Genomic DNA, 11,069 nt, shown 5'->3' with positions numbered 1-11,069 from the left:
TTCGCGCAGTACAGGTATTGCTGGGCGGTTCGGTGGAGTGCGTCGCGTTGCTCGTCGGAAACGGCGAGTTTCACGACGGCGGTTCGACGCACGCCCATAGTTTCAGAGAGTACCCGACGGTACTTATATGGTCGGGAGTCAGTCGGTCGAGGTGTGGTGGTTGTGTCGTCCCATGTCGGTTTCCTCCCCGACCTACTCGCTCACTCCGTTCGCTCCTTGAGGTCGGGGGCTCCACCTCGAAAATGCTGATCTCCGAGCGGTGACCGTTCGGGACGCCCTCGATCCCCGTGCGACGGACTCGATATCGCGGCGCACGCTCGTGAAAACGGGTACGTGGTGTTGACCGCAGATGACGACTTCTTCGAACTATCCGACCAGTGCGGATGTCTCTACTTCGACCAGGTCGACCAACCGCCCGTTGGCGACGTGCTGACTGCTATCCGCCGGATCGACGACGCGTACGCCGATCGAACGGCGATAGTCGAGGTCGTACCAGATGGGTGGATCTGAGCGGCGGACACGACCTCACTGTGACCGGTGTCGTGGGCGGCCCCGGCTGCGCGCCCGCCTCCGTCAGGGGCCGTCGACTCTCACAGCTCGCCCACCCTGTTGTCGGCCTACGGAAGCACGGAATTCTCGATGACGCGTGTGAGATCCGATACGGACGGCCGAACGACGACGGCAACCATGCTGACGCTTGGAAGTGGGTGGAAGTGATCCCGTGAGTCAATAGACGACGTGATCTCCAACCCATTCCCTCTTCGCGATGGGATCAGGACACATTTCACGCAGGGAAGCGACCACCTCGATATGCGTATTCTCGTCACCGGCGGGGCCGGCTTCATCGGCGGCCACCTCGCGGAGGCGTTCCTCCGCGACGGCCACGACGTGACTGTCCTCGACAACCTCGAACCGTTCTACGACGTGCGGCTCAAAGAGCACACCCTCGACATCCACCGCGAGGTCGCGAGCGAGCACGACGGGTCGTACACGTTCCGCGAAGGAGACGTGCGCGACGCGGAGACGGTCCGGGAGGTCGTCGCCGACGCCGATACCGTCGTCCACCAGGCGGCCCAGGCGGGCGTCCGGACGAGCGTCGCAGAGCCGCGGAAGGTGACCGACATCAACGTGGGCGGGACGGTGACGCTGTTGGAGGCCGCGAAAGAGGCCGCCGTCGAGCGCGTGATCCTCGCCAGCTCGTCGTCGGTGTACGGGAAGCCGAAGTCGCTCCCCTACACGGAGGACCACCCGACCGAGCCCGTGAGCCCGTATGGCGTGACGAAGCTGACGCAGGAGCACATGGCGCGGGTGTACACGGAGCTCCACGGGCTCCCGACGGTGTGTCTGCGCTACTTTACGGTGTACGGCCCGCGGATGCGGCCGAACATGGCCATCTCGAACTTCGTCTCGGGGTGTGTGAACGGCGAGCCGCCGGTGATCTACGGCGACGGCCAGCAGACGCGCGACTTCACTTATGTAGCCGACGTGGTGGATGCGAACCGGACGCTGCTGGAGTCCGATGCCGCTGACGGCGACGTGTTGAACATCGGGAGCTCGGACAACATCTCGATTCAGGAGCTAGCCGAAACGGTACGAGATCAGTTAGCGCCCGAGATAGAGATCGAGTACGAGTCCGCCCGTGAGGCCGACGCCGAGCACACGCACGCCTCCGTCGAGAAGGCCGCCGAGGTGATCGGCTACGAGCCATCGCGGACGATCGCGGAAGGCGTCGGGGAGTTCATCGAGTGGTATCAGGCGAACCGCGAGTGGTACGAACCGTTAGTGCGGGAGTCGTAGTTGAATTCCGCTTTCGTCCGGGCCGTTAAAACTCGACGCAGACGGGCGCCTCGGGCCTGTATTCGTCGGGGGAACCGCCGCCTCGTTCGCCGAGAAAGACGATAGCGTCGAGTTCCCCGCGTGTGAACCGTGCTTCGCACGACCAGTGAAATCCGTCTTCGATGTCGTCGCTCCGCCCGTGGAACTCGAAACTGCCGTGCATATTGTGATCGAGCCAGAACTCCTCGTCGACGGTCCGAGAGTCCGGCGCTCCAAGACCGATTCCACGTTGGATGCGGTCATCTGGGTCGGCGTCATCACAAAATGAGACGTACTCGTTCCATGATTCAAAGCCGTGATCGGCGGCCACCGCCTGCTTTTCCGCAGACGTTTTCTCACGGAACTCCCGCTCGCGGCGCAGAAGCCGTCCGTCTGCGGTAATCTTGTACGCTCGCATGGCTGGCCGACCAATCGCTTTCGTCTGCCACCCGATATCGGACGGACTGGCGTCGGCGGGAAACTTCGGCAACCTGACGCCGTCTGCGACCAACACGTCGTCGTACAGGCCCATGCTGGAGTGTCGTTGAACGTCGACAGACAAAACACTCACCCAACTCGATACGTCTGTCTCGACGGTCCGCCGGTGATGGACAGGGACGACCAGCAGACACGTGACGTCACGTATGTAGCCAATATGGCGGATACGAACCGGACGCTGCTAACGTCGGACGCGGCCAACAGCAACGTGGTGAACGTCAGGAGTTCGAACAACGCCGGCGCTGAAACTGTGGGCGGCCTTCTTGTACTGAAACCCGGAGAACGATCGCCACAACGGACCCGAACAACTATTATGAACACGGTAATATTATCACACGCATAATGATAAACAGAGAAACTGAACTCGAATGGCTCACGTCGCATCTCTCACGAGCCGAGCGACAGCTCCTCGTCGTATACGGGCGACGGCGGGTAGGGAAGACGACGCTGGTGACGACGGCGCTCGACGCACTCGAAGACACGTCAGTCTACTATCTCTGTGACGAGCGGGGCGCAACGCACAACGCTCGGCGATTCGCGGCACAGTGCGCTGCTGCGTTGGACGATATCACTCCGGATGTCGACGGGTTCGTCGAGGCGTTTCAGTATCTCACGGCGCGCGTCGACGGGCCGTGCGTGGTAGCGTTAGACGAGTTCTCGTATCTCGTCGACGAGGACGACACGATCCCGTCGGTGTTTCAGACCGTTGTCGACGACGTACTCGCAGGAACGGACGTCTCGCTCGTGTTGTTGGGGTCATCGATTTCGATGATGGAGGAGGGCGTGTTGAGCTACGAGAGCCCGCTGTACGGGCGCCGAACCGGACAGTGGAAACTCGCCCCGCTCTCGTTCGCGGACGTTCGCGCGTTCTTCCCGGACGACGATCTGGAGACGCAGATCCAGCTGTATAGTGTGCTTGGAGGCGTTCCCGCGTATCTCGAACAGTTCGATCCAGGACTGAGCCTCCTCGAGAACATCGAGCAATCCATCCTCTCGAAAGGTGAGTTCCTGTACGAGGAGCCGGAGTTTCTGTTACGCCAAGAGCTCCGTGAGCCCGCGACGTATATGGCGATCCTCGAAGCCATCGCCGGTGGCGCGACACGCGTTACCGAGATCGCCAACGAGATCGGCCGCGACGCGAGCAGCCTCTCCCGATATCTCCAGAACCTCACGCAGTTGGCGATCCTCGAGCGGGAGCATCCAGTCACAGACCCCGACGGCCGGGGACTGTATCGGCTGACGGACGATTTTCTCCGGTTCTGGTTTCGGTACGTGGCACCTAATCGGGGAACGCTTGAACAGGGGCGGACGGCACCGGTTCGATCGGCGATCGCCGAGACGCTCCCAACGCACACGAGTCGGACCTTCGAAACGGTGTGCCAGCAGGCGGTCCGGACGCCGGGGTTTCCCGTCTCTTGTTCACGCGTCGGCCGCTGGTGGTACGGCGGCGAGGAGATCGACATTGCTGGAGTCAATCGAGAGACTGAGACCTTGCTTCTCGGGGAGTGTAAGTGGACCACGGAACCCGTCGGGCGAGCGGTGTTCGACGATCTGGAGGCGCTCGAATCGGAGGTTCGGTGGCAGGGAACCGACCGGGAGGTACAGTACGTGGTCTTTTCACGGGCCGGCTTCACGGACGAGTTACGGGCTATCGTCGATGAGCGGTCCGACGCGTCGCTGTACGGAATCTCAGAGCTTGCGACGCTGTTCGACTCCGAGTAGTGAGCGAGCGGTGCTACCACGGGGTCACATCGAGGACCGAGCGTGGCTGTATCGACGATCTACCGGTGATCTACGGGGACTGCTAGTAGACGCGCGACTTCACGTACGTGGCTGGCGTGGTGGGGGTGAATCGGACGCTGTTGGAGTCGGATGCTGCTGACGGCGACATGGTGAACATCGGAAGTCGGACAACATCTCGATTCAAGAGTTAGCTGAGACGGTGCGGGATCAATTAGCGCCTGAGTTGGGGATTGAGTACGAGTCCGCGCGGGAGGCCGACGCCGAGCATACGCACGCGTCCGTTACGAAAGCTGGTGAGGCGATCGGCTACGAGCCCTCGCGGACGATCACGGAGGGCGTCTGCGAGTTCATCGAGTGGTACCAGGCGAACCGCGAGTGGTACGAGCCGTTAGTACGGTCCTCGTAATCAGTCGAGCGTCACACTCGTGTGGTCTGTCGCCATGCTGACGGTCGCGTCCGTGTACTCGCTGACGGTGTTGGCAAGTTCATCGGCGTGCGGTTCCGTCTCTGGAAACAGATGTGTGAGCAGGATGTGGTTGACGTCGATATCCGCGAGCAACTTCCCGAGTGCCGTGGGTGTTGAATGTCCTGGTGACTCCGTCCCGTCCGGATACGCACACTCGTGGACAAGCACCTCTGATCCGTCGGCGAGCGAACAGACCGGTTCGGTTGGTGCCGTGTCGCCGGCGATCGTCAGGCGTTCGTTGAACCGATACGCGTACCCGGGCTTCGAATGGTCGGTCGACGCGCGTTCGATATCCAAGTCGTCAATCGTGAACGGGTCCGTCCCAGCCGTGAGTTCACGAACAGAGAGGGAGAGTCGCCCTGCGAGATCGTCGATGGCGAACAACGCGTCGCAGACGTCTTGTGTTCCTGGTGGCCCGACGACTGTGAACGTGTCATGGCCGTCGAGCAGCCGGGCCTTCGCGAGGGTCGGAAGGTCCGCAACGTGATCGAGATGTGTGTGCGTGAGGAGGACGGTGTCGACAGTGCGGTAGTCGATATCCGACTGTGCGAGCCGGTGGGTGATGCCGCTGCCGCAGTCGACAAGGAGAGTTGACTCGGCGTGTTGCAAGACAGCGCCCGTCTGGAGCCGCGTCGGTGACGGGAGGGCGCTTCCGGTTCCAAGCAGAGTCAGGCGCATAGGCGTTCGTATTTGATCGACCGGCAAGAGAGTGTGGGGCAGTTAGGCCGGTTCGAGAGGGTGTTGTTAAGAAACGATCTCGACTTGAGGCGGTGGGGCGCTCGACAGCTGAAGGTTCGGAGACCGACGGCTTGAGGTGGCTCGTGGGTACCAATCCTCCTATGGATACGGTCTCCCCGCTACCGGGCAGAGCAGTCGGTTCGGTGAGCTGACGGCGGACCGACCGAAGGGGGCTCGTCGACGTGACAGGACGACCCCTCCTCGCGCACGTCTTTGAGACGGCGGTGGAGGCCGGGGCCAACGCGCTGGTCGTGATCGCCGGGTACGAGGCGGCCCAGACAATCGACCGGTTCGACGACGCCTTCGAGGGGGTTCTTACGGCTGGGAACGTCTATTCGGACAGTGTCTCAACGACGTCATCAACAGTAAACAGACCGAGGTCGTCCCTCTCCTCGGCTGCTTCCTCCAGTGACGACGCGAACCCGCTTCGGCTAAACAGTACGTACTCGTAGTTCACGTCGCCGTCGGTCGGCGACCACTCAATCTCGGGTGCCTCCTGTTCGAGCTGTGCGAGAACATCGTACCTCATCGGTTGCTGTTGGAACTTCGCTTCCCCGACCAGTAACGTATCGCCGTTCGTCGGGGCCACGATATCGATCTCGCGTCCGTCGGTGTCCCACCAGTGACCCGGAGATTCCGTGAACGTGTATACATCCCCGTACTCGTACAGGACTGCCCGCTGACAGAGACGTTCGAACGACGAACTGACGAAGTCCGGGAGGTGTGGTTCGACGAGTTCGTCGTACGCATCCGCCCCGAACACTTCGTACCGGGACGAACGACCGTGGACGAACCGGAACCAGAACGCGAACAGTTGGTCCCGGATCCGATATCGGCTGTTCCGACTCCGGGAGGGGTCAACGGTGACTGGGTACTCCTGCTCGATTATCTGGAGCTCTCGCAGGCGGGAGAGGTAGTAACTCGCGCTGTTAGCGTTGATGCCGGCAGCCTGAATGATCTCGTTTCGCTTGTGATTCCCCTCCGCCATCGCTTTCAGAACGGCGAAATACCGATCCACCTCGTCCAGTTCCCGGTACAGGACATCCTCGGGCTCCTCGTGGAGGCCGCCATCACGGAGCAGCATGGTGTCCGTAATGTTTCCCTGGAGTGACTGCGTGTCGTCTACAGCCCGGAGGTATTCCGGCGTTCCTCCGAAGACACCGTACGCGATCACTTGCTCAGCCGGCGCGTAGTTCGGGAAGAACGTCATCGCGGCGTCGAACGGTAACGGGCCGATCTCGAGTTTCCCGTTCGGTCGTTTCGAGATCCGGCCATACAGTGGTGAGCTCCCGTCGATCGCGATCTCGTGTATCATCCCGATCGCCGAGCCAGTCAACACGAAGGTCGTTCCCGTATCGGCGACGTTGTGATCCCAGAGCCGCTGAATGAGAGAGGGGAGCGCTTCGTTTTCGTCGACGAGATACGGGAACTCGTCGAGGATCACGATCGCATCCTGTTCGGCAAGATGCGTGAGAACGTTCTCCCAGTCTTTCCGAATCCGGTTGATCCCAGGAAACACCGTCGCAGCATCAGCGATGAAGGCGTCGAGTTGCTGCTCCGTCGTCCCGTGTGCTGCTTGATGGTACACCGCGTCATCGCGATCCTCGATGGATTTGACGACGAGTGCCGTCTTCCCCATTCGCCGACGTCCATAGACGACGCTCAACTCCGCGGAATCACTTTCGTACAGCTCGTGAAGCCTGTCGAGTTCCCGTTCTCGGTTGACGAACGTGGGCATGTGCTCACCGTCGGCTCCCCGGTAGATAAAGCGCGCGGTCAACGTAGTTTGGACTATCGTAGCTTAGACTATCGTAGTCTAGACTACTGTAGTCGGGACTACTATATCTGAAAGTATACGATTAGGGTCCGCCAACGGATTGAGATTGCTGGTGTGTGCTAGTGTCGGTATGGACCCCGTGATACCCGCCGCTGGCCGGGGGAGTCGGCTCGGCGAACTCACCAACGGCCGACCGAAAGGACTCGTCGATGTGGCGGGGTGGCCCCTCCTCGCGCACGCCTTCGAGACAGCGGTCGCCGGGGGCGACGAGTGGTCGTCGTTTCCCGCATTCAAATCGGGATAATCCGTCTAAGAAAGTTTTATAACGTGTTGAGCCGCATCGTGGGATATGGAGGATCCGGGTTCGGATATTCAAGCCGACACCGACGAACGGGCGCCGAACTTCGACGCGCTGACCCCGCCGGAGGAGGTCGTTCGTGGTGATCGAACACGGGACGACTTTTTCGATGCCGTGCTCGGACTCGCCGACCCGGCGACAGCAGGTGACGTTGCCGAGCGTGCGGGACACGGGGTCGACGCCGCACGTGAATACCTGGACTGGTTCGAACGAATGGGCATCGTCACGAAGGTCACGGATTCGCCAGCCACCTACGAACGGAATCAAGAGTACCTGAACTGGCGACGCGTCCAAACGCTTCGACGCCAATACACAACTGAGGAGTTGCTCGACCTGCTCCAGTCGGAATCAGAGCGGGCGGATGCACTCGCAGCTGAATTTGCCGCCGAGTCCCCGGCGAGCGTCTCGATCACACGGTATGCCGCAGCAAGCGACCAGTCTATCGAGGCGGTCTGGGAGCAACTCTCGGCGTGGGAAACCGCGCTGCGTCGTGTGTCTCTCCTCGAACGAGCACTCACTCCCACGTCCGGCGAGGCTACAGATCGCGAATCCGCAGTATGACTGCCGACCCCGATGACGAGACGGGGGATTCAATTTCTGGCGGGCCGGTCGATTTCGACCGGCTGGCGGTCATCCGCGAGCGTCTCACGACGGACGATCGGTTCAGCGAGGTCGGTGACCAGCCTAGCTTCGCGCCCGAACGACTGGTCTGTCAGTACGATCGGCAACTCTACCCTGACCGCGTTCGAAGCGCTCGTCTGGAGATCGTCTGGTTCGAAACCGGGGATTTCTCGCTCCATTATCACGAAACACACAAGACGGGGGCGTTCGATCACCGATGGGATAGACATCCGTCTGGGCACAACACTCGTGATCACATCCATCCGGGGCCGGACGCACCGACACCGGGTGACGATACGACACACCCGAATGACTGGCGTGACGTCCTCTCGACGGCACTTTCGGAGATCGAAGCCCGCCAGCGCGGCTTCTGGACCCGGTAGTCCCGTCGATGGGGTTAGGTGACCGGCGTGTGGGGTCTCGCGTATGGACGCAGTCATCCCCGCTGCCGGGCGCGGCAGTCGGCTCGGCAAGCTCACCGACGACCAGCCGAAAGGCCTCGTCGATGTCGCGGGGCGACCGCTGCTCGCACACGTGTTCGAGACGGCAGTCGAGGCTGGGGCCGACGAGTTGGTCGTGATCGTCGGCTACGAGGCGGCCCAGATCGTCGACCGGTTCGGTGACACCTTCGAGGGGGTTCCGATCACCTACGTCCACCAGCGCGAGCGACTGGGGCTCGGGCACGCCGTGCTTCAGGCCGAGCCACACGTCGACGGGACGTTCCTGCTCGTGAACGGCGACAACGTCTTCGCGGGGAGCGTCGAGCCCGCAGTCGAGGCTGTTGGGGAGGCTAACGCGGTGCTCGCGGTCGAGGAGGTGTCGGCGGAGGTCGCGGCGACGACTGGCGTGATCGAGACGGACGAGCGGGGGCGCGTGACGGAGATCGTCGAAAAGCCGGACGACCCGCCGTCGACGCTCGTGACGACTGGGTGTTACGTGCTTCCGGAGGATGTGTTCCATGCGTGTGCGCTCCTTCGGCCGTCAGCCGAGGGTGAGTACCAGTTGAGCGAGGCCGTGGGGTTGTTGTTGCGGGCTGGGTACGAGGTCGAGACCGTGCGGCTAGGGGAGCGCGTGAATGTGAACACATCGGAGGACGTGGAGCGGGCGAGTGAGTTGGTGCGTGAGGAGAGCGGGACGGGTTCCTGATACTCCACCATGTCGAGTGCTTTTTTCACTGGGCAGTAGTCGACCCCTACACCCCACCGTGTCGAGTGTTCTCGGAGACGACCAACCACAGGTCTCTCATCACACCCCACTGCGTCAACTGTTCGAGACGGGTGGCGCTCGCGTTCGAGCAGGAGGTTACGACGCGTATCTGCGAGCGTAGTCGCCGCATCGGGGTATGCCGGAAGCTTCCGAGTTTCACGGTGTGTGAGTCCGCCGCGCGCTCGTACCGCGTCTTGATCGTCTTCGAACGGGCCGGCGTCGCGCCTCGTTCTTCGAGGTACGCGAACGTTTCGAGCAGCGGTTGGGCGTGCTGGGTCTGGTCGCAAATCCGGTTGCGTAACCGACCGTGCTGGACGAGGTCCTGGGCCTCGACGATGTTCGAGTCGTCAACGCCGTCGTCGCTGCGCTCCTTCACCACCTCGCCGTCGACTCTGAACATGAAGCAAGCAGCGAGTCGGTGGGCCGAGCGCTTGACATCCCACCGTGTCGAGTGCTTTCCTCGTTGGAGTAGCCAGTCAGATCCCCCACCCCACCGTGTCGAGTGTTCTCGATGAGAATTGAGGGTATGTCTCAGAACGCACCCCACTGTGTCGAGTGTTTGAGACGGGTAACTGAGTATCTCCGTGTCCCACCCCACCGTGTCGAGTGTTCCGTTCGGTTATTATCGATGAGGACTGACCGAGTGACATCCCACTGCGTCAAGTGCTAAGCGATAGACTGTGACTATTTGATCATACATACGACGCATTTGACACGGTGGTTTTATCAGTACGCACCGAATCAAACGTGACAGAGGATGGCGACGTTCACACGAGACACGGAGATCTTCCGCAATGAGGACATGCTCCGCGAGGATTATCAGCCGGATTCGATTACCGCTCGCGAGGACGAAATTTCGACGTACACAGCAGCTCTTCAGCCGATCGTTAACGGCGCACAACCCCGGAATATCTTCCTGTACGGTAAAACGGGCGTCGGGAAGACCGCGGTGTCCCGCTATCTATTGAAGCAGCTACAACGAGATACAGAGCAGTACGACGACGTCGAACTCTCGGTCTGCTGGCTCAACTGTACGAATCTCTCGTCGTCGTATCAAGTTGCGGTCAACCTCGTGAACCAACTGCGACCAGTAGACGATCAGATCAGCACGACCGGGTACCCCCAACAGCGCGTGTTCGACATTCTGTACGAGGAGTTAGATCAGATCGGCGGGACGGTGCTCCTGGTCCTCGACGAGATCGACCACATCGGCAGCGACGACGAGATTCTGTACGAGATCCCGCGAGCCCGCTCAAATGGCTACCTCTCCGAGGCGAAACCCGGCGTGATCGGCATCAGCAACGATTTCGGCTTCCGCGACGACCTCTCTCCGAAGGTGAAAGACACCCTCTGTGAGGAGGAGATTCACTTCTCGCCGTACAACGCCCCGGAACTGCGCGCCATCCTCGAAGAGCGTGTGGCCGGTGCGATGTACGACGACGCGGTCGACGACGCCGTGATCGCGCTGTGTGCCGCGATTGCGGCCCAGGACACAGGGAGTGCCCGTCAGGCGCTGGATATCCTGTACAAGTCCGGTGAGATCGCACGGACAAACGGTGAAGAGCGACTAACCGAGGGTCACGTTCATCAGGCCCGTGAGCGGCTCGAACAGAGCCAAGTCGAACACGGGATGCGCGAACTGACGAAACACGGGCATCTCGCGCTCGTCGCAATGTTACAGCTCGCCTTTGAGCAGGAGACCCCGGCACGGATCCGCGACGTGTACCCGCTGTATCGACGTATCGCCGAGGGCTCTAACGTCGACCCGCTCGTCCGTCGCCGCATGCACGATCACCTCGCGGATCTGGCGATGCTCGGCATCCTCGATCGGCAGATGAAAAACGAGG

Annotated in this window: 12 protein-coding genes and 1 pseudogene; 9 read left to right on the top strand and 4 right to left on the bottom strand. The window is 61.4% G+C overall.

Translation table 11 applies throughout. The features are described from left to right. Window positions 1-336: 336 nt before the first annotated feature. Both EXE52_RS17890 and EXE52_RS17885 read left to right on the top strand, forming a co-directional pair. A complete protein-coding gene (locus EXE52_RS17890; RefSeq protein ID WP_241988301.1) occupies window positions 337-510 on the top strand; it encodes a hypothetical protein in 174 nt (57 codons plus the stop codon). A gap of 300 nt (window positions 511-810) precedes the next feature. Continuing rightward, a complete protein-coding gene (locus tag EXE52_RS17885) occupies window positions 811-1,797 on the top strand; it encodes a GDP-mannose 4,6-dehydratase (protein WP_137704001.1) in 987 nt (328 codons plus the stop codon). Between the two features lie 25 nt (window positions 1,798-1,822). Here EXE52_RS17885 and EXE52_RS17880 read toward each other — a convergent pair whose 3' ends face one another. Then, entirely contained in the window at window positions 1,823-2,347 is a 525-nt protein-coding gene (locus tag EXE52_RS17880; protein WP_137704000.1) for a hypothetical protein, read from the bottom strand. A gap of 308 nt (window positions 2,348-2,655) precedes the next feature. On the opposite strand from EXE52_RS17880, the gene EXE52_RS17875 reads away from it, so the two are divergent. Both EXE52_RS17875 and EXE52_RS19230 read left to right on the top strand, forming a co-directional pair. Next, window positions 2,656-4,035, top strand: a complete 1,380-nt coding sequence (locus EXE52_RS17875) for an ATP-binding protein (RefSeq protein WP_137703999.1) — start codon at window positions 2,656-2,658, stop codon at window positions 4,033-4,035. A gap of 89 nt (window positions 4,036-4,124) precedes the next feature. Continuing rightward, a pseudogene (locus EXE52_RS19230) lies at window positions 4,125-4,462 on the top strand (UDP-glucose 4-epimerase); the annotation flags it as partial. Here the strand turns inward: EXE52_RS19230 and EXE52_RS17865 are convergent. Then, complete coding sequence (locus tag EXE52_RS17865; RefSeq protein WP_137703998.1) at window positions 4,463-5,200, bottom strand: MBL fold metallo-hydrolase; 738 nt, start codon at window positions 5,198-5,200, stop codon at window positions 4,463-4,465. A gap of 391 nt (window positions 5,201-5,591) precedes the next feature. Then, on the bottom strand, window positions 5,592-6,998 hold the full coding sequence (locus EXE52_RS17855) for an ATP-binding protein (RefSeq protein WP_137703997.1): 1,407 nt from the start codon (window positions 6,996-6,998) through the stop codon (window positions 5,592-5,594). 169 nt (window positions 6,999-7,167) lie between these two features. On the opposite strand from EXE52_RS17855, the gene EXE52_RS17850 reads away from it, so the two are divergent. Genes EXE52_RS17850 through EXE52_RS17835 form a run of 4 tightly spaced genes read left to right on the top strand, consistent with a single transcriptional unit; the run spans window position 7,168 to window position 9,162 of the window. Continuing rightward, on the top strand, window positions 7,168-7,341 hold the full coding sequence (locus tag EXE52_RS17850) for a 2-C-methyl-D-erythritol 4-phosphate cytidylyltransferase (RefSeq protein ID WP_137692601.1): 174 nt from the start codon (window positions 7,168-7,170) through the stop codon (window positions 7,339-7,341). Between the two features lie 45 nt (window positions 7,342-7,386). After that, window positions 7,387-7,956, top strand: coding sequence for a hypothetical protein (locus EXE52_RS17845; protein ID WP_049933255.1), 570 nt, complete (start codon window positions 7,387-7,389; stop codon window positions 7,954-7,956). Continuing rightward, on the top strand, window positions 7,953-8,399 hold the full coding sequence (locus EXE52_RS17840; RefSeq protein WP_137703996.1) for a hypothetical protein: 447 nt from the start codon (window positions 7,953-7,955) through the stop codon (window positions 8,397-8,399). Before EXE52_RS17845 ends, EXE52_RS17840 begins: the two co-directional genes overlap by 4 nt. 43 nt (window positions 8,400-8,442) lie before the next feature. Further along, window positions 8,443-9,162 (top strand): sugar phosphate nucleotidyltransferase, encoded by a 720-nt coding sequence (locus tag EXE52_RS17835; RefSeq protein ID WP_137692600.1) that lies wholly within the window; start codon window positions 8,443-8,445, stop codon window positions 9,160-9,162. Between the two features lie 46 nt (window positions 9,163-9,208). On the opposite strand, the gene EXE52_RS18920 is transcribed toward EXE52_RS17835, so the two are convergent. Then, window positions 9,209-9,622: a hypothetical protein gene (locus EXE52_RS18920; RefSeq protein WP_241988299.1), complete on the bottom strand. Its 414-nt coding sequence runs from the start codon at window positions 9,620-9,622 to the stop codon at window positions 9,209-9,211. Between the two features lie 357 nt (window positions 9,623-9,979). On the opposite strand from EXE52_RS18920, the gene EXE52_RS17825 reads away from it, so the two are divergent. Further along, a partial coding sequence (locus EXE52_RS17825) for an orc1/cdc6 family replication initiation protein (protein WP_137703995.1) occupies window positions 9,980-11,069 on the top strand: 1,090 nt, incomplete at its 3' end.

This window comes from Halorubrum sp. CGM4_25_10-8A (genome assembly GCF_005435025.1).
In the GTDB taxonomy this organism is placed as follows: Archaea; Halobacteriota; Halobacteria; order Halobacteriales; family Haloferacaceae; genus Halorubrum; species Halorubrum ezzemoulense.
The sequence above is the reverse complement of the archived record's forward strand: the minus strand, read 5'-3'. Positions and strand labels throughout refer to the sequence as shown.